Origin of the sequence: Pseudomonas sp. MAG002Y (assembly GCF_019400845.1) — a bacterium.
Lineage (GTDB): Bacteria > Pseudomonadota > Gammaproteobacteria > Pseudomonadales > Pseudomonadaceae > Chryseomonas > Chryseomonas luteola.
The window spans coordinates 80502-104220 of the sequence record NZ_WOEJ01000019.1 but is presented as its reverse complement, the minus strand read 5'-3'; the positions used below and the strand labels follow the sequence as shown (position 1 = coordinate 104220).

Genomic DNA, 23719 nt, shown 5'->3' with positions numbered 1-23719 from the left:
CTCTTTGCGATGTCTCATGCCTCTATCGTGGACATAGCCAAACTTAGATTCAAGGGGGTTTTGTTAGCGGCTCTTAGGCGAAGGATCCGCCCATTCGTTGGCTGATCGCCTCGGCGGTTTCAAGCAACCGTTGTGCAGCCAAACTACCGGGCTCGGCAGAAAAGCTTTGTGCCGCCCCTACGATGGTCAATACACCTACAAGCCGATTCCCCGCGGCAAACACCGGTGCCGAAAGCGCATTGACTCCCTCCATGAGCAGGCCATGAATCGAGTGCAGTCGATGAGCACGGATAGACGCCATAGTGTCAGTCAGCACTTTTTGAGTGGGTGCGCCCGCCTGACGTAGCGCCTGCTTTCTTAACGGAGCCGTTTCGCTATCCGGCAGGAACGCATTAAAGACCAGCCCCGTAGAAGAACTCAGCAATGGAAGTACGGATCCCACCTGGGTTACCAACGTTACTGCACGGACGGCCTGCTCCACATGCACCACTGCCGGACCGTGGTTGCCCCACACCGCTAGAAAGCATGTTTCATTGACTGCATCACGTAGTGTGGCCAGCCTTGGAACACTCACTTTCACGACATCCAGACGCCCCAGGGCTGCCATGCCAACATACAACGCCGCCGGGCCGAGACCATAATGATTGGTAGCCTCGTCCTGCTCGGCAAACCCACTGGCAATCAGTGCCTGCAAGTAGCGGTGCACCTTGCTGGCGGGCATTTCAAGATGTTCTGCGAGTTTGGATAACGACGTCGCTGGCGCCAGATCAGCCAGACCCTTGAGAATATCGGTTCCGACTTCAGCCGACTGAACCTTTTGGCGTCGGGACGACTCAGGAGCCTTCGATTCGCTTGCCATTTCTATAACCGCTACTGTGGGGAGGCGGTGTTATAGCGTGACCGCCTTCAGGATTCAATTTACAAGCAAGCAACGCTTACAGAATCCTTGATGTACAAGGCAACCCTTTAGTCATGAATGTCTGCCTGGCTTGACAAGCCACAAGGTCTTGGCGCACATTCCACTAAACGTAACTGATTTACGCATTATAAAAGACTCACGGGAGTCGCTAATAAAAGCGGTGTAAGTCATGGATCTCTTTACCTATTACCGTTCCACTTCGTCCTATCGCGTGCGCATTGCCCTGGCGCTCAAGGGGCTGCCTTACGAGGCGATACCGGTAAACCTCATCAAGGATGGCGGTGAACATCGGCGTTCGGACTACCTTGCGCTCAATCCACAAGGTCGTGTCCCGCTGCTGCGCACGGATGAAGACATCCTGATTCCTCAATCGCCCGCTATCCTGGAATACCTGGAAGAGCGCTACCCCGAAACGCCTCTGCTGCCAGAAGACATACTCGCACGCGCCCGACATCGGAGCGTAGCGGCCATCATTGGCTGCGATATCCATCCCCTGCATAACGTGTCGGTACTGAACCGCCTGCGCCAGTTGAACATTGCCGAGGCAGACGTATCCGCCTGGATTGCGCACTGGATCAATGAGGGACTTAGCGCTGTAGAGGCGTTGATAGGCGATGAAGGCTTCTGCTTTGGTGAAGTAGGCCTTGCCGATGTATATCTGCTGCCACAGCTTTATGCTGCGCACCGTTTCAACGTGTCGCTGGAATCGTTGCCTCGAATTGCCCGGATTGAACGCCTGGCGTTAGAACATCCGGCGTTCCAGCAGGCTCACCCCGACGCTCAGGCGGATCGACCGCTATGAAATCCTTTGGCTTCAAGCTTCTGATGGGCGACCACTTGGCTCGCAGCACCCGTGGCCTCTCCTGCGCGCCGCCATGGTCTGGGTACTGATTTTCCTTACCTAATCCGTTTGTTTATGCAGGAGCCTGTCATGGCCGATCTATTTGAAAACCCCATGGGCCTCATGGGTTTCGAGTTCATTGAATTCGCCTCCCCGACCCCTAACGTCATCGAGCCTGTACTGGAAAGTATTGGTTTTACCCACGTAGCCAACCACCGTTCCAAGGACGTTGCGCTGTATCGTCAGGGTGATATCAATGCCATTGTCAACCGTGAACCCAAGAGCCATGCGGCCTATTTTGCTGCTGAACATGGCCCTTCCGTGTGCGGTATGGCCTTTCGTGTGCGTGATGCTCACCAGGCTTACTACAAGGCACTGGAAATCGGCGCTCAAGCCGTAGACATTCCTACCGGTCCGATGGAGCTTCGCTTGCCAGCCATCAAGGGCATCGGTGGCGCACCGCTGTACCTGATCGATCGTTTCGAGGAAGGCAGTTCAATCTATGACATCGACTTCGTTTTCCTCGACGGTGTTGATCGCAAGCCGGTCGGGGCTGGTTTAAAGATCATCGACCACCTGACCCATAACGTGTATCGGGGCCGTATGGCCTATTGGGCAGACTTCTACGAGAAGCTGTTCAACTTCCGCGAGATTCGTTACTTCGACATCAAGGGTGAATACACCGGTCTGACCTCCAAGGCCATGACTGCGCCAGACGGCATGGTACGGATTCCGCTGAACGAAGAGTCTTCCAAGGGGGCGGGTCAGATCGAAGAGTTTCTCATGCAGTTCAACGGCGAAGGTATCCAGCATGTTGCCTTTCTGACCGATGATCTCATCAAGACCTGGGATGCGCTCAAGGCCTGCGGCACCCGCTTCATGACTGCACCACCAGAGACCTACTACGAGATGCTTGAAGGTCGCGTGCCCAACCATGGAGAGCCGACTGGAGAGCTGCGCTCGAGGGGCATCCTGCTGGATGGTACTTCCGAAGGGGGTGAGCGTCGCCTGCTGCTGCAGATCTTCTCCGAGACGCTGTTGGGCCCGGTGTTCTTCGAATTTATCCAGCGTAAGGGTGACAGTGGTTTTGGCGAGGGCAACTTCAAGGCACTGTTCGAGTCGATCGAGCGCGACCAGATCCGCCGTGGCGTGCTAACTACCGAGTAAGGTCATGGGCGGCCGGTACGCCGGCTGCCCTGTCGGACATGCCCAGAATGAGAATCAAGCCATGAATGTACATGCACAGGGCCTGGAAACCCTTCCCTATCAGTCCGGCTTTGGTAACGAATTTGCCAGCGAAGCGCTTCCAGGGGCACTGCCGGTTGGGCAGAACTCACCGCAAAAGGTCCCGTACGGTCTTTATACCGAACTGCTATCGGGGACTGCCTTCACTGTTCCGCGCACGGAAGCCCGGCGTACCTGGCTCTACCGGATTCGCCCGTCGGCTAACCATTCAAAATACAAGCGCCTTGACCGGCAGCTGGCGCATGGCGGCCTCGGTGAAGTAACACCCAATCGCCTGCGCTGGAATCCAATCGCGCAGCCGCAGATCCAGACCGATTTCATCGACGGGCTGGAATGCCTGACGGCTACTCACGATGCGGCGCAGACTACGGGCGTAAGCGTCTACCGCTATGCAGCCAACAGCTCAATGTCTCGGGTCTTCTTCAATGCCGATGGCGAGTGGTTGGTGGTTCCCCAGGCCGGGCGACTGCGTCTGGCAACTGAGCTAGGCATTCTACAGATCGGACCACTGGAGATTGCGGTTATACCCCGAGGCATGCGCTTTCGCGTCGAACTGCTCGATGGCGCGGCCAGCGGGTATGTCTGTGAAAACCACGGACAGGCGCTTCGTCTGCCGGACCTGGGACCCATTGGCAGTAATGGTCTGGCCAATCCACGCGATTTTATGGCTCCAGTGGCCTCTTACGAAGAGCGTGATGAGGCAACCGAACTGGTACAGAAATACCTGGGTGAACTGTGGTCAACCACGCTGGATCACTCACCTCTGGACGTTGTGGCCTGGCACGGCAACAACGTACCCTACAAGTATGATCTACGCCGCTTCAATACTATCGGTACCGTCAGTTTTGATCACCCCGATCCGTCCATTTTTACAGTCCTGACCTCACCGAGCAGCACTCACGGAATGGCAAATATCGATTTCGTGATTTTCCCGCCACGCTGGATGGTGGCCGAAAACACCTTCCGGCCACCCTGGTTCCATCGCAACCTGATGAATGAATTCATGGGACTTATCCAGGGTGCCTATGATGCAAAGGCCGACGGCTTCTCACCGGGCGGAGCCTCCTTGCACAGCTGCATGAGTGCTCATGGGCCGGATCATGTATCGACGACCCAGGCGATCAACGCCGAGCTGAAGCCACACAAAATCGATAACACCATGGCCTTCATGTTTGAGACCGGGCCGGTATTAAGACCCACCCGCCATGCTCTGGAAACCGCAACCTTACAGGCTGACTATGACGCGTGCTGGTCAGGGTTGGGCAAGACGTTTCACCGGGAGGACCCTCTATGAGAACCGAGAATCCACGTCTGAGTTGGGTAGCCTCTGCCAACAGCCATATCGATTTTCCCTTGCAGAATCTGCCCCACGGCGTGTTCAGCCCTCCTGGCGAGACACCCAGGGGCGGTGTCGCGATTGGGGACTATATTCTGGACATGCGTGTTGCCTGCGAGGCGGGTCTGTTCAGCAGCGCGGCGCAGTGTGCCGCCGAATACGCAGCAGGTACCACGCTAAACGCCTTTTTCGCGTTGGATGCAACCGAGCGCCGTGCTTTACGCGAAGAGCTACTGGCATTACTGGACGAATCGAGCCTGCACCGCACGCGCATGCACGCGCTGGGCGATACGTTATTGCGCCCGATGAAGAGCTGCCAGTTGCATATGCCAGCCAAGGTCGGTGACTACACCGATTTTTATGTAGGAATCCATCACGCCACGAACGTGGGCAAACTGTTTCGTCCGGACAATCCACTGCTCCCCAATTACAAATATGTTCCCATCGGCTATCACGGGCGGGCATCCACCATTGACGTATCCGGAGCGCCGGTCATAAGGCCGAAAGGACAAATACTTCCACCAGGGCAGAGCGAGCCGGTGTTCGGTCCCTGCAAGCGCCTGGACTATGAGTTGGAGCTCGGCGTCTGGATAGGCCGAGGCAATGCTCGGGGCGAGGCCATCTCAATTGGCAATGCCAAGGACCATATTGCCGGGCTATGCCTGCTCAATGACTGGTCGGCTCGTGATATCCAAGCGTGGGAATACCAACCGCTGGGCCCGTTCCTGTCCAAAAGTTTTGCTACGACGGTTTCCCCTTGGGTGGTTACCGCCGAAGCCCTGGATCCGTTCCGCTGCGCGCAACCGTCCCGGCCGGCTGGTGATCCTCAGCCGCTCTCCTATCTGCTTGATCCAACCGACCAGGAAACGGGCGCGCTGAACATTGAGCTGGAAGTATTACTGCGCACGGCAGCCATGCGTGAGCAGAATCTGCCGGCTCAACGCGTGGCCTTGAGCAATAGCCTGAACATGTACTGGACTCTATCGCAGCTTGTTACTCACCATACTGTGAATGGATGTAGCTTGCAGCCGGGGGATCTTTTCGGTTCCGGTACGCTTTCAGGGGAACAACCGGACAGCTATGGAAGCCTGCTGGAAACAACCGTAGGAGGCAAGCAGCCGCTAACGCTACCCAACGGTGAAACCCGCACGTTCCTGGAGGATGGTGACGAGGTTATCCTGCGGGCCCGTTGCCACCGTGAAGGTTATGCCTCGATCGGATTTGGCGAGTGCTCCGGTATCATTCAACCGGCACGCTGAGACCAAAGGGCACTATACGGTGCCCTTCTTTTCCTAAAGCAGAGAATCCATCAGTGCCTTCAGCGCCTCGATTCGCATCGGACGAGCAAGGTAGTAACCCTGCGCCTGGTTACACTTCAACCGGGCCAGTACATCCATCTGCCGTTGGGTTTCCACCCCCTCAGCCGTGACAGTCAATGACAATGCACGGCCCAATCCGATAATGGCCTCGATGACCGCCTCCCCATTCGAGGAAGTATCCAACCCGGCGATAAAGCTGCGGTCGATCTTGATTCCATCGAAAGGATAGGTATGCAGATAGCTCAGCGATGAATAGCCGGTTCCAAAGTCGTCCATGGCCAAACGAACGCCCAAGGCCTTAAGCCGGTGCATGACTTCGCGCGCCGAATTGGCGTTATCCAAGACGACGCCTTCGGTGATTTCCAGCTCAAGCTGATGAGGCGGCAGCCCTGTTTCTTTCAGAACAGCCATGACCCGGGCAACTACATCACTGCGCTTGAACTCCAGGGGTGAAAGATTCACCGAGACAAATGTATCCGGCGCCCACTGCAACGCCTCAAGGCAGGCTTTGCGCATCACCCAGTCACTCAAGGAGACAATCAGGCCAGTCTCCTCCGCAACGGTAATGAAGTGGTAAGGCCCCAGGTAGCCCCGAATGGGATGTTCCCAGCGCACCAGAGCCTCTGCCCCTAACATTCGTTTTTGCGCTGTGTCGAAGCGGGGCTGGAACTCCAGGCGCAACTCGTCCCGTTGCAAGGCCAGCTTCAGATCACTTTCTATTTGGCGCCGGGCCAAAATACGGGTATTCATCTCCTCGGAATAGAATTGCCAGGTGTTCCGGCCGGCAGCCTTGGCTTCATACAAGGCGATATCGCCAAGCCTGAGCAGTTCATCGGTCCGCTGACCATCCTGTGGCGCACACACGATACCGATACTGCTGCCAATGATGACTTCCTGATCACCAATCTGCACGGGCTCGATAATAGCGGCTAGAATTTTTTCACAGAGCTGCTCGATAGCGGAGCGTCCGGTCACTCCTCGCAGGAGGATAACGAACTCGTCTCCTCCCATGCGTGCAACGAATGTCTCACGTCCCAGACTGCTCGTTAATCGATGCGCGATTTCCATAAGGACCCGATCACCGGCCGCGTGACCCAGCGTGTCGTTTACCGGCTTGAAATTATCAAGGTCCATGCAGAGCAGTAAGAGGGGATTGGCCAGCGTAGGCTTGGCGCCAAGCTGACTTTTCAATCGTTTGTACAAGGCACGCCGGTTTGGTAGCCCCGTCAGGCTGTCTTCCAGCGCTTCGCGTTCCCGGCGCTCCTGCTCGGCTCGGCGTTCAGAGATGTCATGCAGAAAAGCGCTGTAAAGCTTATGGTCTAGAGCATCAACAGCTGTCACCTTGAGCTCTACAGGGATACGTGCGCCGTTACGGTGGTGCACCATGATTTCAAGTGCAGCCCCCTCGCCCAGGTCCAATTCCCCCGAAAGATAACGGCTAAGACCGGCCTGGTAGTGATCACCAATGGATGAGGTCATGATGAGCCGGTCTACCGGCTGCCCGACGGCATCCTCACGGCTCCAGCCGAACAGTGCCTCCGCCTTGCGGTTCCAGTCTACGATACGGCCGGCTTCGTTCATGCTGACATAGGCATCACTGCTATTCTCAAGCACTGCACTCAGCTCGGCTTCACGCTTGCGAAGGGCCTGCTCGGACTGCTCCTTCTGTTCGAGTGTTTCGGTCAGTCGCTCATTGGCCTGCTGAAGATCCTGGGTTCGGACATTGATACGCTGCTCCAGATCATGGTGCAGTGCCGCCAGTGACAACTCAGCCTCTTTGCGGGCTTGAATATCCTGTCCAACACGAACGTAATAATCCAGCTCACCCTGCTCATTGACATGCCGGGTACACGTCAACCGCACCCAACGGTGCTCTCCGTTCTTGTGCCGGTAACGCTTCTCGATTTCGTACCGGTCGATCTCTCCGTTACGCAACTGATTCAGCAGCTCAAGGTCTTGAGCCATGTCATCAGCATGGCTGAGCTCGGCAAAATTCATGCTCAGCACTTCATCACGTTGAAATCCCAGCATGGCGCAAAACGTCTCGTTGATATCGAGCCACTGCCCTGTCGGCGTCAATAGCGAGATCCCCACGCCTGCCCGCTCGAAGATCGTGCGAAACCTGGCCTCGCTGGCCTTGAGTTGGGCAGTGGACTGCTGTAATTGCTGCCAGGTCTGAACAGCCGTTTCACGCCGCTGAATTTCTCGACTGATGACTCCGGCCAGGGCCTCAAGGGTCTCCAGCTGCTGGTCCGTCAAGACTCGCGGATAGGTATCAATCGCGCAGAGCGTACCCAGTGGATGACCGTCGATACTGTTGACCGGAACGCCTGCATAGAACCGAATATAAGGCTCTCCGATGACCAGGGGATTGTGGGAAAAGCGAGGATCTTCCAGCGCATTGTTTACAACGAGCGGGCCGCGTCGCTGGATGGCATAGGAGCAAAAGGCCCTCTCGCGAGGCATTTCGTTAATGGAAACGCCTAGTTTGGATTTGAACCATAGCCGCTCCGCATCTACCAGCGAAACAAGCGTAATGGGCAGATCAAGCGCATCAGAGAGCAGCTGCGTCACCTGATCGAATACAGCTTCGGCCTCGGTATCGAGTATTCCAAGCGCTTTGAGAACGGCGATTCGCTCAGCCTCGGCCATCAAGTCGCTGGTGTATAAATCACTCATGAGCCAATTACTCTCATCAGACGGCAAGCTCGTAGTCAGCAGCAACAGCGGCGCATTGAGCCGGAGGTATTGCTAGCGAAGTCACCACTTGGCGGTACAAATAGAAGATAGGATTGCGTCAGGTTATCGACCGCCACCGTGATAGCTTTATGCCATTCGTCCGCAAACGTCCGGCTTCTATCCATACAGGGGGTTATGACCGTGAACTCATGCCTTAAGTCCAACACAGGCGACAGATTGCAACCACTCTGTTTTAATTATCGCAATAATAGTAAAGTGCGATAAAGTTCACGTATTGATAGGTGCAATACGTGCTGGACAGACGTAGGCTAGAATAAGAATGCACCGACTGGCTCCACACGGTGCTCTATAAAGATACGGCTCGACCAGCGGTCTGATCGTACTGCGTTCAGACTGGCTCACTGTTATGCTCATCAAAGCGGCTCTAAGGAACTTGCTCACTCACGCAGCGCCTTATCCCGTTCTCCTAACCACTGATCTTTCTTTACGTGTTTTTCACGTGCAACGTGTCAAATTAAACGTTTGTTCTAGGAGGCTCTCGTCTGTGAGTGAGTCGTACCAGCCCGTATCCGAGGGCGTGGATTTAAGCGTCTGTGAGCGTGAACCTATCCATGTTCCTGGTTCTATTCAGCCACATGGATTTCTTTTGGGATGCACCCTGCCTGATTGGAAAATCATTCAGGCTTCAGCCAACACGGCTGACTACCTCAAAGGATACTCACCCGATTATCTGCTTGGGCTTGATCTTGAGCAGGTACTGCCTTTGGAAGCCGTTCACTCGCTACGTAACCTCCTGCAGACGACGATGCTGTCCGGCACGGCAGAGCGCCTGAACCGCATGTCGCTGGACAACAGCGACGTATTTTACGATATGGCCGTTCATGTCTCGGGCGGGATAGCCATCATCGAGGGCACGCCAAGTCTGGATAACACCGCGGCGGCTGACCCTGTCACGCTCGTCAAAGGCCTGATCGGGCGGCTCAAGCGCGCTCCGACCCTTGACCGCTTCCTGAAACAGGCGGCTCAGCAGATCAGGGCATTCACCGGCTACGACCGGGTCATGATCTACAAGTTTTTACACGATAACTCCGGCCAGGTCATTGCCGAGGCGGTAAGGCCCGGCATGGATGCTTTTCTCGGGCTGCATTATCCCGCCTCGGATATTCCGGCTCAGGCCCGAGCGCTCTACAAGCGTCAATGGCTACGTGTAATTACCGATACAGCTTATATGCCCGTTCCATTGGTGCCAGGCTTTGGACCGGATGGCCTGCCTATGGACCTCAGCCTTGCTACCTTGCGCAGCGTCTCGCCCGTACACATCGAGTATCTGCACAACATGAACGTGCGAGCCACGATGACCGTTTCCATTATGCGGGGGGAAGAGCTATGGGGCTTGATTGCCTGCCACCATAGCGAGCCTTATCGCTTGAGCGGTCCCATGAGCGCTGCCGCGGAACTGTTTGGGCAGGTGCTGTCGCTTCAGTTGGAAGCGAGGGAGCATCAGGATGAGCTGCGCCTGGTCAGCAGCGCGCATGAGGCGCATGACCGGCTGATCGCCAGCATGTCACCCCGTGAGACCTTATTCGATAATCTGGCCGCCTATGCCGGAAACTTGAATGACATCATCCCCTGTGACGGCATCGGGGTATGGTCGGACAGCCGTTTCACCGGCTTTGGTATCACGCCTCCACCTGAGATGGTAGAGCCGCTGATTCAGTTTCTGAGTATGGGCAGTTCCAATGCGGTACTCGCCACCCACGAACTGAGCAAACTTTTTCCTCCCGCACGGGCTTATGCGCAGGCCGTCAGCGGGGTACTGGCGATACCCTTCTCTCGCTCCCCCCGAGACTATTTGCTGTTTTTCCGTCGTGAATTCGTGCAGACCATCACCTGGGGAGGCAATCCAGACAAACCGGTCACGCCGGGCGAGCGCATCAGCCCACGTAAAAGCTTTGAGGCATGGAAACAAACAGTTGGGGGGCAGTCACTACCCTGGCGCTCCGATGAAAAACAGATTGCCGAGACCTTGCGCATCTCGCTTCTGGAAGTGATTCTTCGGCGTGCCGAATTGATTGCGCAGGAGCGGCAGGTTGCCCAGGAAAGCCAATCGCTGCTCATTGCCGAGCTCAACCATCGGGTCAAGAATATTCTTAGCCTGATTCGGGCAGTGGTCCGTCAGAGTGGTCAGCAGACCACATCCGTCAAAGACTTTACTGCAGATCTTGAGCATCGCATCAACGCCCTCGCTCAGGCGCATGACCAGATGAATCAGGTCAGTTGGGCCTCGGCGCCATTGCTTCACTTGCTGGAAGCCGAAGCCCAAGCCTGGGCTTACGGTGCGCAGGATCGTGTGATGTTTTCCGGTCCCTCGGTCATCCTGGATGCACGGGCCTATCAGACGCTAGCACTGGTTTTCCATGAAATGATGACCAATGCGGTTAAGTATGGCGCCTTGAGCCGCCCGACCGGGCATCTGCTGGTGTCCTGGTTCCTGGTAAGTGATCAGGACCTTCGGATCGAGTGGTGTGAAAGCGGAGGGCCGATAGTAAGCGCGCCTTCCCGCCGAGGATTTGGATCGGTCGTTATCGAGCGGACCATTCCCTTCGAGCTGCAAGGTGAGGCCCGGATCGAATACCGAATCGAAGGTGTCCAGGGCAGTTTTTTGATCCCGGCACGCCATGTGAGTGTGGGGAATGTTACTGAGCTGAAAACGGCGCCTACGCTGGTCACGGCGCAATCGTTGGCAGAGAAAAAACTGTTGCTGGTAGAGGACAGCATGATGATCGCGCTGGATGCACAGGCAATGCTCCAGGAAGCTGGCGCTGATGTGGAGATTGCCGGAACGGTCAACGAAGCACGCCGCGCTTTGGGCTTTACTCATTTCGACGTAGTCGTACTGGATGTGAATCTGTCGGGGGAGACCAGTCTGGCTATTGCAGACGAGCTGGCTGATGCCAAACATCCCTTCATTTTCGCAACAGGCTATGGCGAAAACACGGTGATTCCTGATCGCTTCAAGGATATCCCACTCATTTCCAAGCCTTACAGCGCCGGGTCGCTTACCCATGCGATCAATCGGTTTGATATCACCCAAGAGCTTGATCGCTTGTAATGACCAGCGCTGCGTAAGCAGGCCCCAACGTTACGGAGCCTGCTTACATCATTTAGTGATGCTGCCTGGTTGCGCTTGCAGTCAAAGCGGTTTCGATCAGATCCACCTCCCTCACCAGCTTTTGTAGCGTACTGTCATTGATATGATGACGGCTACGCAGCTTGTAATATTCAGTGCGCTCCGCCTTGAGCGCCTGCAGACGCGTTTCCCGCTCAAGATCGCGGCGCGCTTCGAGAAGCGGGGTCGGCAACTCGTGGTTATTGATCTCCATACGCTTGTGATAGTAGTCCATCAGATGGAGGGTGATCTCGTTGAACGCGACGATAATCTCTTCATCCCCTTGGTGGTCCGCCAGTACCTTCGCTTTTTCTTGGTGATAGTTTTCAATGTGCCGGATTGCCGCCTCGGCCCCACGAATACGCGCATGGCGCTCCTCTTCATATTCGCGGCTGTCTTCAGGCAGATCCAGCCCGCGCAACACCAGAGGAAGACCTACGCTTCCGGTAATCAAGGTGAACAGAATGACGCCGGTCGCCAGGAAGATCAGCAGCTCACGGGCCGGAAACGGCGTACCGTCATTCAGCATCTCTGGCAGCGACAAGGCAGCCGCCAAGGTAATGGTGCCTCGAATACCTGCCAATGTCCCGGCCAACATGACGCGAGCGGAGACAGACCGCGCTGGCTTGCGACGCAACAGCCGAGGCATATGTGCGGCACCAAATATCCAGAGAAACCGCATCCCTAGAAGCGCAATCGAAATCAGCGCGACGAAACCCAGCAACTCAATAAACGGCAGCGTAGTGCCTGCACTGGTCGTTGCGTTAAGCGCGCCGCCAATGATTTCGGGCAATTGGAAACCGAGTAGCAGAAATACCAATGCGTTAAGCACAAACTCCAGCATTTCCCAGACACTGCGCGTCTGGATACGGGACGTGGTCTGATCCTGGCGTTTTAGGTCAAGCCGGTTGATGACCATACCCGCTGCCACAGCGGAGAGAATACCGGACAGATGAAAATGCTCCGCCAGCAGAAACGCCGCAAAGGGTAGCAGCAGGAGCAGCAGTACGATCTGAATCGTCGAAGCTTCGCCAAGGTGCCGCTCGATCAGACGGGTCCGCACCACATTAAAGGCCAGCGCCAGTAAGGCGCCCACCAGTAGCCCACCCAGGGAAATCAGCAGAAATCCTACTGTTGCCTGTGCCAGAGAGAACGCACCGGTCAATGCTGCGGCTACCGCGAACTTGAATGCCACAAGACCGGACGCATCATTCATGAGCGACTCGCCCTCAAGAATGTGCATCAGCCTCGGTGGTACCGGAAGTCGACCGGAAATAGCCGATACCGCGACGGCATCCGTAGGTGAAAGAATCGCCGTCAGTGCAAAGCAGACAGGCAAAGGCAAACCGGGGAATAACCAGTGAACCACATATCCCACACCAATTACGGTTACCAGTACAAGGCCCAGCGCCAATGCCAGAATAGGCCCACGAAGCAGCATGAATTCGCGCTGCGGGAACCGTCGCGCATCGGCAAATAGAAGTGGGGCAATGAATAGGAGCATGAACAGCTCAGGCTGAAGCTCCACATGCAGCCCGCTGGCAGGCCAGGCCAGTAGCGCACCAAAAGCAATCTGTACAAGCGGTGTGGGCAGTGATGGTAGAAAGCGAGCCGCCACCCCAGTAGCCGAGGCGACAAGTAAAAGCATTAAAACAAGATAAACCGTATCCATGAATCTTTAGAAAAATCCCTGTCAATGAAGAACCATAAAGCGCTTTAGCGCTATGGAATAAGCGTTGCCGATCCCCCTCAGGCGTGTCTTCCGATGTCCCTCGGATAATGGTGTTGATTTAGCTTCTGAGGCCTTTTCAGCGTAGGTGAGGTGAGCGTTGACACCGATAACATAATCGCGACTAGGCGCTATACAGCGGCGTACCCCGTCATCACCTTCTTTTCCTGAGTCGGCCTGAAAGCATGAGGAATTCGGATACAGCCTTGAATCGCCAATATGTGTAAAAATGTTTCTGAAAGGACTGGGAAATCGACAGAAGCAGTCAGGGCTTCATGCCGTTTGATAGAAAAGCTTTCCGTGCCAGTCTCCTTATTAAAGCCGATTGGTTTTCTTACGACTGGATCAACTTGATAACGTTAGCCACTACCAAGCAGAGTGACTCTAAACAGCCACTTATATTGGCAAACTATTCTTGTTGCCAGCGATAGCGATAGCGATAGCGATAGCGATGTCTAGTCGTAAAAGGCCAGTGCTACGAACATTTTCCTGGCGACCCTGACTGTTATGAGTCCCTGTTGTGTCTTGAAACGTGGTGCATCCCTCTTTTCCAGTCATCCATTGGCAGTTGACCGAACTATCACGCTCGTTCGCCGTCCATTCTGCGTCGAGGCAAAGCGCCACGCTCTAAACGAGCGAGCCGGTCATGCATCGGATCAAGCGCTGCAGTCTGCCTTTCTATGAGCTGACCGTTGATGAGCATCTGTGTAGCTTTCTGCGCATGTCCAGTTCAACTTGTCGTGGCTGCCATACTGAGCGCCGTAAATGACTTTCTGAGAGAAGTCATCCAGTAATCGATTGCCGATTACCTCAGCTCAGGTCGCTCTTGCAGCAAGACGACAATCATTTCCCCTGCCGAGCAAACGGCGTGACAACAGGTGCCTTTTTTCACATCCATCTGGGCTAAGCACATGGTTGAGTTACTGCCCGAGCGATTTTCCGATAAGTACTCTAAAGTAGTCCTGTAACTATAGTCCGCTGTCCATTAGCCCTGATCTATCCCCGCCTGCAGCCAACAAGGAGAACATGCATGGCCCGTCTTACCGCAAAAGATTTCGCGCCCGAACTGCTTGAGCTGTATGACTATTACGTGCATGGGCGAATCAATCGTCGAGAATTTCTCGACCGTGCAGGTAAATTCGCCGTAGGCGGATTAGCCGCCACGACACTCCTTGCTGCCTTGAGTCCAGATTACACTCTGGCGCAGCAAGTCGAATTTACCGATCCTGAAATCATCCCTGAATACATTTCCTACCCCTCGCCTAAAGGGCATGGACATGTCCGTGGCTATCTCGTGCGACCTGCGCAGACCAAGGGAAAAGTTGCGGGCATTGTTGTCGCTCATGAAAACCGTGGGCTCAATCCCTACATTGAGGACGTTGCGCGACGCTTGGCAAAGGCTGGATTCGTGGCGCTGGCCCCTGATGGCTTGAGTTCCGTAGGCGGCTACCCGGGAAATGACGACAAGGGGCGCGAGCTTCAGCAAACCGTTAATCCCGAAAAGCTGATGAACGATTTTTTTGCTGCCGTCGAATGGCTCATGGGGCATGAGCTCACAACTGGCAAGGTAGGAATCACCGGTTTCTGCTATGGCGGAGGCGTAGCCAATGCGGCAGCTGTCGCCTATCCCAAACTCGGCGCGGCCGTACCGTTTTATGGCAAGCAACCCAGAGTTGAAGATGTCCCTCGCATCAAGGCACCGTTACTCATTCATTATGCCGAGCGGGATGAGCGTATCAATGAAGGTTGGCCTGCCTATGAGAGCGCCTTGAAAGCCGCTGGCAAAACCTATGAAGCCTATATCTATCCCGGCACGAACCATGGTTTTCATAATGATTCGACGCCACGCTATGACGAGGCCGCCGCAACGCTGGCCTGGGAGCGAACACTGGGCTGGTTCCGCCGTTATCTGGCCTGAGTGCAGAGCTATTGAAATAGCCTCTGCAAAGCACTATCTCAATTATAGGTGAATGCGCTGCAAGCTATCTTAACCAGGATCAGATCGCGGATGGCTTTTTTGTGTCCGGTACGGCGGAGTGCATTCCTGAAGGCCCAACCACCGGACTTCACGAGAGCAAGGCGTATACTCGCCAAACGTTTGACCCATAACGATATTTGCAACCTCTGGCCGCAGAAGCGCTGATCGAAATAGCGTAGAGTAAGCACAAACCGATTGTTACGTGTTCCGCACAGGTTTGATCAGCCAGTCATCCCAACACCATGCTTTAGGAGAATTTTATGGCGACCGAATACATGACCGTTGCAGGAGGCTGCTTCTGGTGCGTAGAGGCAGTATTCAAGGATGTCATCGGAGTCGTTTCCGTCGAGAGTGGCTATACCGGCGGCAAAACGGTCAACCCTACGTATGAGCAGGTCTGTGAGGGTAATACCGACCATGCCGAAGCCATCCGTATTGGTTACGACCCTGACGTGATCAGCTATGGCGAGTTGCTCGATATTCACTTTGCAACCCATGACCCGACCCAGCTCAACCGACAGGGTAACGACATGGGTACGCAGTACCGTACTGCCCTGTTCCCGGCAAACTCCGAACAGGAAACCGAGGCCAGAGCGGCGATTGCACGTGCACAGGGAGGCCTCTCAGCGCCCATCGTGACCACGATCGAGCCACTGGGGCCTTGGTATCCGGCAGAAGGATATCATCAGAACTATTGGGAAGAGCGCGGGCGCGCCAATCAGTACTGCATGGCGGTAATCCCACCCAAGCTTCAAAAGCTGCGCAAGAGCTTTGCCCAACGGTCCAAAACCTCGACCGAGGGCTGAGTTGTCCGGGTAGCCCTTCTTGGGGCTACCTTCTCTGCACTGGATTTTCTGCACCCAAGCTACTACTATCTGCTTCCCTTTTCTTTCTATCTTGCAAGGAGCCTGATCATGCGACGCGCTTTCACTCTTTGCAGGTCCTGCCAGGCGTAAACGCTTTTCTGCGCACCTAAGCGCACGCTTTGCCCGGCTCCGGCCTGCCTCTCCCTGAATTATTGTTTACCCATCAGGAATTGGTTATGGGCAATTGCATTCGTACTTTATCGGAACGCGTCAACCTTATCGCATCCGATAATCTCTGGATCGAAGGTACTGCGATACAGCAGTTGGAAACTACTGCCAGATTGACTGGTATGGTCCGGGTCTCCGGCATGCTGGACCTTCACCCAGGCCGTGGCTACCCAGTAGGCGCCGCGTTCTTCTCTGAAAATGTTATCTATCCAGCCCTGGTTGGAAATGATATCGGCTGCGGCATGGCGCTTTGGCAGACTGATATCCGAGCTGGCAAGCTGAATCTCGACAAACTCGAACGGCGCCTGGGCAGTATCGACGGGCCACTGGACAACAGTTGGGCCGAAGACGTACAGGCCTTTTCTCTTTCCAGAACAGGCTATGAAGCCTCTCTGGGCACGATTGGCGGCGGCAATCACTTTGCCGAGCTTCAAGCCATCGATACCGTTCATGACGAAACGCTGGTCGCTTCGCTGGGACTGGATCGAAAAACCCTGCTTCTGCTTGTGCACAGCGGATCGCGAGGCTATGGCGAGTCGGTTTTACGTAGGCATGTCGAGGCGTTCGGGCATGCTGGTCTCGACCCTAGATCACCCGAAGGGCTCGAGTACCTAGCCTTGCATGATCAGGGCCTGCGCTATGCAGAAGCCAATCGCCAGCTCATCGCCAGACGACTCCTGGCGAATCTGCGTGCAGAGGGTCGTCAGGTGCTGGATATCAACCATAACCTTGTGTCCTCAGCCAGCATTGAGGGTGTGCAGGGCTGGCTGCATCGCAAGGGCGCCACTCCGGCCGACGCGGGACCTGTCATCATTCCGGGCTCTCGTGGGTCCTATAGCTGGCTGGTCAAACCGATCCCCTCGGCAACCAGTCTCTTTTCCCTAGCCCACGGTGCCGGCAGAAAATGGCTCAGGACAGAGTGCCGCGATCGGTTATCCAACCGCTTCTCGTTCGATCAATTGAAGCGCACGTCCCTGGGCAGCCGGGTCGTCTGCGAGGACAAGGCGTTGATGTATGAGGAAGCACCAGAAGCGTACAAGGACATCGACAGCATCATCGAAACCCTGCAAGGTGCTTCACTGGTCACGGTCATAGCCCGGCTTAAACCGGTACTGACCTACAAGCGACGGGGGTGCTGCCCGTGAGACTCCTGCAACTCTCATCGGCCCAAGGCCCGGCCGAGTGCGAGCTGGCCGTAACCAAGGCGCTTCGTCTTCTGGAAAAAGAAGCCGAACGCGAGGATGTGCTGCTGTCAGTGATTGAACAGACGGATGGCGAGCACCGCGGCACCGTTAGCTCTGTACTTCTGGTATTGGAAGGCGAGCGCAGCGAGCCACTGGCCAGCCGATGGAACGGCAGTCTGCTCTGGATATGCCAAAGTCCTTACCGGCCTCAGCATGGCAGAAAGAACTGGTATTTTGGCGCCAGGGTATTTATGCCGCCTGCGTCAGCCTCCTCGGGATCGATACGCTTCGAGTACGTGCGGGCCTCAGGGCCCGGCGGTCAGCACGTGAACAAGACGGACTCTGCCGTTCGGGCTACTCATGTGCAGAGCGGGCTTTCGGTCAAGGTGCAAAGCGAGCGCAGCCAGCATGCCAACAAGCGCCTGGCAATGGCATTGATTGAGCAAAAACTTGCGCAGTACACCGAGGACGCCCAGGCAGCTCAGCGACTGGATAGACGCTTGTTCCATCATGAGATTGAGCGCGGTAACCCGGTTCGTACATTTCGCGGAATGCGTTTTACTGAAAAGTGAGGGATTGAGCGGCAAGCGTATAGCTTGCCGCTCTTGTATGAGTCCTCAAATCAAACGCTAGCCCGCAGCATGTCGGACTTTGGCTGAATTTTGCCTAATCCGAACAATGGCCCATCATTATCAGTTGGAACGCAGAGGGATGCGCTGCCAAAGGATAACGGCTCAGCAATAGCTCTGGATACCCACGACAGAACGCATACAAGAAAAGCGCAAGCCGTTAAGATGGCGCTCTGCTTCATTGTTGGCCTCGAAGGTAATGGCAAGAAAATCATCGAAAACCGCCTCCGGGCCCTCTTCTGGTACTCCCGCCCTGACCTTGATTGATGTCGCCAAGGTGGCGGGTGTCTCACCCATTACGGTTTCCCGAGCACTCCATCGCCCAGAGATCGTAAGCGAGGCCGCCCGGGAAAAGGTCTTGGCCGCCGTCAAAGCCACCGGATATGTTCCCAATATGTTGGCGGGAGGCCTGGCTTCGAATAAAAGTCGGCTGGTCGCCATCTTCCTGCCGACAATTGCACACTCTATTTTTGCCGACACGGTACAGGCCTTGATCGATCAGCTAACCGCATCAGGATACCAGACGATGATAGGTCTGACCGGCTACTCCCCTGAACAGGAAGAGCAGCTTTTGGCAGCTGTGCTCGGTCGGCGGCCTGATGGGATTGTACTGACTGGCACACTTCATACCGAAGAAAGCCGTGAACGACTGTCCCGATCCTCCATTCCGGTAGTTGAAGCATGGGAGCTGGGCACCGAGCCCATCGACATGCAAATTGGCTTTTCCCATGAAGCCGTTGGGCGCGCTATGGCCGATTATCTCTATGGCAAAGGGTATCGTCAGTTTGGACTGGTTTCGGTCGACGACATACGAGCTCTAAAGCGTGGACGTGCCCTGCTGGACCAACTGGCGTCATTAGGCATTACGGATGTACCTGTCGAGATCATGCAAACGCCTGCCACGCTGTTAAGTGGTCGTGAAGGTTTGCGCCAGCTCAAGGGGCGTGGCTCGCTTCCTGAAGTGGTGGTATGCAGTTCCGATACAGTTGCCCAAGGCATTCTGGCAGAAGCGGCCAGTCAGGGGATCAAGGTACCTGAAGAACTAGCCGTTCTAGGATTTGGCGACCTATCCAGCGCGGCTCATGTATACCCTGCACTCTCGACTGTGAATGTTGATGGTGCCCGAATGGGCAAGCTCATTGCGAAGGCCCTGCTGGCGCGCTTTCAAAATCCTGACCAACATACCGAGCCGGTACAGTTGGACACTGGGTTCACAATTGTGGAACGCTCCACAACCTGATTCAACGGCAGGCGGCTATTCGTCAGCCTCTTACACTTTAATGATTGCGCAATCACATCAAGATCGGTTATCAATAGACACAACCGATTGGTGTGATAGTGCCTTTAATGATTGCGCAATCAGACAAGGCACCATCTGATCACTATAAAAAGGACAACAACCGTGAAACATATCGAACCGCGTACTCAGTTATCCCTTCCCTCTCACTTATTGCCTGTTACCTACTCAGGCGCATAGCTCCAGCTCGCTTCCTTTCTGCCACACCGCTCTACGGGGTGAGGCTAATCATCGACAACAATAAATATCGAGGTGAACGTTATGGGCGATACACGGCAAACCCGGGTCCGCTATCTGATTCTCCTGATGCTGTTCCTGGTAACAACGATCAACTATGCGGATAGAGCCACCATTTCGATTGGCGGCTCCAGTATGCAAAAGGATTTGGGAATCGATGCCGTCACGCTCGGCTACATCTTCTCTGCTTTTGGTTGGGCCTATGTGCTGGGCCAGATCCCCGGGGGCTGGCTACTTGACCGCTTCGGTTCAAAACGCGTTTACGCCACGGGTATTTTCATCTGGTCACTGTTTACTCTGCTTCAGGGCTTTGTTGGCATGATGCCTGTAGCCTGGGCCGTGGTTACGCTGTTCGTTCTACGTTTTCTGGTGGGATTTGCCGAAGCGCCTTCATTTCCGGGTAACGCCCGCATCGTTGCAGCCTGGTTCCCCACTGCAGAGCGCGGTACCGCTTCGGCCGTGTTCAACTCTGCACAATACTTCGCAACGGCATTGTTTGCACCGCTAATGGGCTGGATCGTTTACAGCTTCGGCTGGGAACATGTGTTTGTTGTCATGGGTGTATTGGGCATCATTTTCTCCGGCATCTGGATGAAAACGATCTATAACCCCAAGGATCATCCACGGGCGAATGCGGCGGAAATTGCACACATCGAAAAGAACGGTGGTCTGGTCGATATGGATCAGGCACGTGGCACTAACAATGGTCCGAAGTGGCACTACATCAGCCAATTGCTGACCAATCGCATGATGCTGGGCGTTTACCTCGGTCAGTATTGCATCAACGCCATCACTTACTTCTTCCTGACCTGGTTCCCGGTCTACCTCGTCCAAGAACGTGGGATGACCATCCTGAAGGCTGGTTTCATTGCGTCTTTGCCGGCAATCTGCGGCTTCATTGGAGGTGTACTGGGCGGCATCATCTCCGACTGGCTGCTGCGTCGCGGCAATACACTGACCTTCTCCCGTAAATTACCGATCGTATGCGGACTGCTGCTATCTACCACCATGGTGTTCTGTAACTATGTGGATGCCGAATGGATGGTAGTTGGCTTCATGACGCTGGCTTTCTTCGGAAAGGGATTGGGTGCACTGGGTTGGGCAGTTGTATCGGACACGTCACCTAAGCAGATTGCAGGCCTTTCAGGTGGTCTCTTCAACACGTTCGGTAACATCGCTTCTATTACCACGCCCATTATCATTGGCTACATCATTGCGGTAACAGGCTCGTTCCGCTGGGCGTTGGTGTATGTAGGTGCCAACGCGCTAGTCGCAGTCTTCAGCTACCTGTTCATCGTCGGCAAGATACAGCGTGTCGAGCTGCGCGATGAGAATGGCAAGCAATTGGCGGATACGTCGGTTCCTGCACCCGCCTCGGCCTGATCCAGCAAGGACCGGCTGAATAAGCCGGTCCTCCAATCAGATCGCTATATAGGCAAAGGGCGCCGTTGGGCGCCCTTTGCTGTCTTTAGTACTTATGCCGCTTCGTCATTCAATGCAGGACGCGCTTCACTGGCAATGGTAATGCGCTTTGGCTTTGCTTCTTCCGGCACCCGGCGAACCAGATCAATATTGAGCAAGCCATTCCTTAGGCTGGCGCCTTTGACCTCAATGTGCTCATCGAGCCGGAAGGACAGCCTGAAGGCACGCTGGACAATACCTTGGTGCAGGTACGTCACACCTTCAGCGGTGTGCTCACGCCGATCGGCACTTATTGTCAGCACACCACGCTCGACCTGAATATCCAGATCGTCTTCATGCAGGCCCGCTGCCGCAATCACGATGCGATAGTCGTTTTCGCCGTGCTTCTCGACATTGTAAGGCGGATAGCCTGGTACCGAACCACGCAGCGCCGACTCAAATAGATCATTGAAACGATCAAAGCCAACAGTGCTACGGAACAAAGGTGCAAGGGATAAACCAGTCATGATGAATCTCCTGAAGATCAGCAAGTTTCGATAACTCGGGACCCGATTTCGGCATCCCGCATGACCCTACATAAGGATAGTGAAAATACTTTCAAGCGGCCTTCCGACGAACGGAAAGCCCAGTAAGCCTTTGTTTTTCAACTGCTTATTTTTATCGTCCCATTGATGTCGCAGGTTTCAGCAAGGTCGAGCTACCCTTGAGTTTGCGAAATACCAGGATGTTGCCCAGCAGTACCAGCGCTAGCCCAAACAGTGCAGGCCATGTCCATTGGTATCCTTCCATCCATGCCGAGATGTTAAGGGCAACCACCGGAAACAGGACGGTGCAATAGGCCGCCCGCTCAGCACCCAGACGGCCAACCAGGGTCAGGTAGGCGGTAAATCCGATCACTGAGCCAGGAACGGCCAAATAAACCAGCGAACTGACGTAGCGTGTACTAAGGTCGACTGTAAAAGGCACCCCCTGTACAAGGCAGATCACCAATAGAATCAAGGCGCCGTACAACATGCCCCAGGCATTGCTCGTCAACGGGCGGATACCCACGCGCTGTTGCAGACTAGAAATCATGTTGCCCGCTGAAAAGCACAGTGTTCCTAACAAGGAGAGCCCAAGCCCTAGCCAAGTCTCATGGCTTGCCGTGTGGCTGCCCAGTTCCGGCCAGAACAACAGGGCGAGCCCCAGCAAACCCAATGCGCCCCCGGCCAAAACGTTGGCCGCGATGGTTTGCTTGAACCACAGGCGTGCGTTGAGGGCATTCCAGAGTGTGGCGGTTGAAAACACTACGGCAATCAGCCCACTGGCTATGTACTGGCTGGCCGAGTAAAAGCAGATGAAGTTCAGGCAGAACAGGCAAACACCTTGAGCCATGCAGAACAGCTGGCCGCGTTGATCCAATGGCTGTAGGCGACGGGTCGGTATCAGGATTAGAAACAGGACCAGCGCTGCAAGGGCGAAGCGATAGGCAATCGAAAGCGGAATGGCTACGGATTCGATCTGAAACTTGATGGCAATCCAGGTGGTGCCCCAGATCAGAACAGTCAACAGATAAAGCGTAAGGTTCATGGTGGTCTCCAGCGGTCAGGAAACCAGTGTGGTGAATCAGTCCGTTGAAGAGTTGCACATTCTTGCGCTTTTTATTCTGGCATGCGGTTCGCGCCTCTCATAAGCCTTATGATGTAAAACCAGGAGACGTGATCATGCAGCAAGCCGACGACTTTCAAGTGTTTCGTACCTTAGACCAGGCCTCCAATGCACACCGTCTACGTCATACTGCGCTGGGCAATGGCATGGCGTTGGCGCAGTGGTATCGCAGCGATGCCGACGTGCTGGGATACAGCAGCCCGGATCATCACACTTTGTCGCTCTATCTGGAAGGTGGCTGGCAGACGTTTCGCCTCGACCAGCCGGGCCACTATGGGGCGCCTGACCGATTCTGTGTTCTGCCAGCCGGACACGACTCTGACTGGTCAGTTACGCAAGGGCTGGGTTTCATGCATCTGTACGTCACCCCTGAGCAGTTGATGCTGGAAACCATCCGAGTTCTGGACAAGGAACCCCGGGCGATCCATCTGCAGGAACGCACATACATGGAGGATCCTGCACTCGTTGCCATCTGCCGTGCGCTGGAACGCAGTGACTGGCAGGAACCTGGAGAGCGCCTGCTGTGCTCGAGCCTGGCGCACGAAGCGGTCAGCCATCTGCTGCTCAATGGGTGCGGGCCGCGCCAGGAGGTCCACTGGCGCGGCGGCCTTTCACCATCGGTCAGACGACGCATCCGCGACTATATTGACACCCACCTGGATAAACCGCTTGAGCTGTCGACACTGGCTGAAGAAGCCGCCTTGTCGACTTTTCACTTCAGCCGCATGTTCACGCTTTCATTCGGTATGCCACCTCACCGCTATGTACTGGCACGACGGCTCGCCAGGGCTCGAGAGCTACTGATCAATACCACTTTGCCACTTGCCCAGATTACGCTGGACTGCGGCTTTTCCAGCGCCAGTCACCTGAGCCGCCGATTTGTTCAGGTACATGGTGCAACACCGGGACAATACCGTACCGCCCTCTCACGCGCAGGTTGAAGTGCTAGAGGTCAGCCGTCCTGCCCAAAGACTGATTTCAAAGCCGCTCTGGCAGGCGGTCCTCCATAAAGCAGCTATGCTTTAAGTAAACC

At 55.2% G+C, this 23719-nt stretch carries 17 protein-coding genes; 12 read left to right on the top strand and 5 right to left on the bottom strand.

Going from position 1 to position 23719, the window contains the following annotated elements; translation table 11 throughout:
• Positions 1-73: 73 nt before the first annotated feature.
• Positions 74-859 (bottom strand): IclR family transcriptional regulator, encoded by a 786-nt coding sequence (locus tag GM154_RS21830; RefSeq protein WP_010798719.1) that lies wholly within the window; start codon positions 857-859, stop codon positions 74-76.
• A gap of 229 nt (positions 860-1088) precedes the next feature.
• Here GM154_RS21830 and maiA point away from each other — a divergent pair, with 229 nt between their 5' ends.
• The 4 genes from maiA to fahA all read left to right on the top strand — a co-directional run bounded on the left by maiA (position 1089) and on the right by fahA (position 5600).
• On the top strand, positions 1089-1721 hold the full coding sequence (gene maiA / locus GM154_RS21825) for a maleylacetoacetate isomerase (RefSeq protein ID WP_219653337.1): 633 nt from the start codon (positions 1089-1091) through the stop codon (positions 1719-1721).
• 129 nt (positions 1722-1850) lie between these two features.
• Positions 1851-2927 (top strand): 4-hydroxyphenylpyruvate dioxygenase, encoded by a 1077-nt coding sequence (gene hppD, locus GM154_RS21820; protein ID WP_019366113.1) that lies wholly within the window; start codon positions 1851-1853, stop codon positions 2925-2927.
• A gap of 61 nt (positions 2928-2988) precedes the next feature.
• Complete coding sequence (gene hmgA, locus GM154_RS21815) at positions 2989-4299, top strand: homogentisate 1,2-dioxygenase (RefSeq protein ID WP_219653336.1); 1311 nt, start codon at positions 2989-2991, stop codon at positions 4297-4299.
• Positions 4296-5600: a fumarylacetoacetase gene (gene fahA, locus GM154_RS21810; protein ID WP_219653335.1), complete on the top strand. Its 1305-nt coding sequence runs from the start codon at positions 4296-4298 to the stop codon at positions 5598-5600. Before hmgA ends, fahA begins: the two co-directional genes overlap by 4 nt.
• 33 nt (positions 5601-5633) lie before the next feature.
• Here the strand turns inward: fahA and GM154_RS21805 are convergent, their stop codons facing one another.
• Complete coding sequence (locus GM154_RS21805) at positions 5634-8339, bottom strand: EAL domain-containing protein (RefSeq protein WP_219653334.1); 2706 nt, start codon at positions 8337-8339, stop codon at positions 5634-5636.
• A 565-nt stretch (positions 8340-8904) separates the two neighbouring features.
• Between GM154_RS21805 and GM154_RS21800 the strand changes: the two genes are divergently transcribed.
• Positions 8905-11472 carry an HWE histidine kinase domain-containing protein gene (locus tag GM154_RS21800; RefSeq protein ID WP_219653333.1) on the top strand — a complete coding sequence of 856 codons (2568 nt, stop codon included), beginning with the start codon at positions 8905-8907 and terminating at the stop codon, positions 11470-11472.
• Positions 11473-11524: 52 nt separating this feature from the next.
• Here GM154_RS21800 and GM154_RS21795 read toward each other — a convergent pair whose 3' ends face one another.
• Positions 11525-13201 carry a Na+/H+ antiporter gene (locus GM154_RS21795; protein WP_219653332.1) on the bottom strand — a complete coding sequence of 559 codons (1677 nt, stop codon included), beginning with the start codon at positions 13199-13201 and terminating at the stop codon, positions 11525-11527.
• Between the two features lie 1087 nt (positions 13202-14288).
• Here GM154_RS21795 and yghX point away from each other — a divergent pair.
• The 6 genes from yghX to GM154_RS21765 all read left to right on the top strand — a co-directional run bounded on the left by yghX (position 14289) and on the right by GM154_RS21765 (position 21000).
• The gene (gene yghX, locus GM154_RS21790) at positions 14289-15176 is read left to right on the top strand and encodes a YghX family hydrolase (RefSeq protein ID WP_219653331.1); all 888 of its coding nucleotides are present in this window, start codon (positions 14289-14291) and stop codon (positions 15174-15176) included.
• A 320-nt stretch (positions 15177-15496) separates the two neighbouring features.
• Positions 15497-16042, top strand: a complete 546-nt coding sequence (gene msrA / locus GM154_RS21785) for a peptide-methionine (S)-S-oxide reductase MsrA (protein ID WP_125889098.1) — start codon at positions 15497-15499, stop codon at positions 16040-16042.
• A gap of 236 nt (positions 16043-16278) precedes the next feature.
• Positions 16279-17415 (top strand): RNA ligase RtcB family protein, encoded by a 1137-nt coding sequence (locus GM154_RS21780; protein WP_219653330.1) that lies wholly within the window; start codon positions 16279-16281, stop codon positions 17413-17415.
• Entirely contained in the window at positions 17412-18026 is a 615-nt protein-coding gene (prfH, locus tag GM154_RS21775) for a peptide chain release factor H (protein WP_219653329.1), read from the top strand. The genes GM154_RS21780 and prfH overlap by 4 nt, the downstream gene beginning before the upstream one ends.
• Positions 18027-18282: 256 nt before the next feature.
• Positions 18283-19323, top strand: coding sequence for a LacI family DNA-binding transcriptional regulator (locus GM154_RS21770; protein WP_074828987.1), 1041 nt, complete (start codon positions 18283-18285; stop codon positions 19321-19323).
• 318 nt (positions 19324-19641) lie between these two features.
• Positions 19642-21000: an MFS transporter gene (locus GM154_RS21765; RefSeq protein ID WP_125889102.1), complete on the top strand. Its 1359-nt coding sequence runs from the start codon at positions 19642-19644 to the stop codon at positions 20998-21000.
• A 92-nt stretch (positions 21001-21092) separates the two neighbouring features.
• Here the strand turns inward: GM154_RS21765 and GM154_RS21760 are convergent, their stop codons facing one another.
• Complete coding sequence (locus tag GM154_RS21760; protein WP_258019975.1) at positions 21093-21545, bottom strand: Hsp20 family protein; 453 nt, start codon at positions 21543-21545, stop codon at positions 21093-21095.
• A gap of 151 nt (positions 21546-21696) precedes the next feature.
• Complete coding sequence (locus GM154_RS21755; RefSeq protein WP_219653328.1) at positions 21697-22608, bottom strand: DMT family transporter; 912 nt, start codon at positions 22606-22608, stop codon at positions 21697-21699.
• A 134-nt stretch (positions 22609-22742) separates the two neighbouring features.
• Here GM154_RS21755 and GM154_RS21750 point away from each other — a divergent pair, with 134 nt between their 5' ends.
• Positions 22743-23627 (top strand): AraC family transcriptional regulator, encoded by an 885-nt coding sequence (locus GM154_RS21750; protein ID WP_074828991.1) that lies wholly within the window; start codon positions 22743-22745, stop codon positions 23625-23627.
• Positions 23628-23719: the final 92 nt, after the last annotated feature.

Coding starts and splice junctions, on each gene's coding strand:
- GM154_RS21830 (WP_010798719.1), bottom strand. CDS start 859: ATGGCAAGCGAATCGAAGGCTCCTGAGTCGTCCCGACGCCAAAAGGTT.
- maiA (WP_219653337.1), top strand. CDS start 1,089: ATGGATCTCTTTACCTATTACCGTTCCACTTCGTCCTATCGCGTGCGC.
- hppD (WP_019366113.1), top strand. CDS start 1,851: ATGGCCGATCTATTTGAAAACCCCATGGGCCTCATGGGTTTCGAGTTC.
- hmgA (WP_219653336.1), top strand. CDS start 2,989: ATGAATGTACATGCACAGGGCCTGGAAACCCTTCCCTATCAGTCCGGC.
- fahA (WP_219653335.1), top strand. CDS start 4,296: ATGAGAACCGAGAATCCACGTCTGAGTTGGGTAGCCTCTGCCAACAGC.
- GM154_RS21805 (WP_219653334.1), bottom strand. CDS start 8,339: ATGAGTGATTTATACACCAGCGACTTGATGGCCGAGGCTGAGCGAATC.
- GM154_RS21795 (WP_219653332.1), bottom strand. CDS start 13,201: ATGGATACGGTTTATCTTGTTTTAATGCTTTTACTTGTCGCCTCGGCT.
- yghX (WP_219653331.1), top strand. CDS start 14,289: ATGGCCCGTCTTACCGCAAAAGATTTCGCGCCCGAACTGCTTGAGCTG.
- msrA (WP_125889098.1), top strand. CDS start 15,497: ATGGCGACCGAATACATGACCGTTGCAGGAGGCTGCTTCTGGTGCGTA.
- GM154_RS21780 (WP_219653330.1), top strand. CDS start 16,279: ATGGGCAATTGCATTCGTACTTTATCGGAACGCGTCAACCTTATCGCA.
- GM154_RS21770 (WP_074828987.1), top strand. CDS start 18,283: ATGGCAAGAAAATCATCGAAAACCGCCTCCGGGCCCTCTTCTGGTACT.
- GM154_RS21765 (WP_125889102.1), top strand. CDS start 19,642: ATGGGCGATACACGGCAAACCCGGGTCCGCTATCTGATTCTCCTGATG.
- GM154_RS21760 (WP_258019975.1), bottom strand. CDS start 21,545: ATGACTGGTTTATCCCTTGCACCTTTGTTCCGTAGCACTGTTGGCTTT.
- GM154_RS21755 (WP_219653328.1), bottom strand. CDS start 22,608: ATGAACCTTACGCTTTATCTGTTGACTGTTCTGATCTGGGGCACCACC.
- GM154_RS21750 (WP_074828991.1), top strand. CDS start 22,743: ATGCAGCAAGCCGACGACTTTCAAGTGTTTCGTACCTTAGACCAGGCC.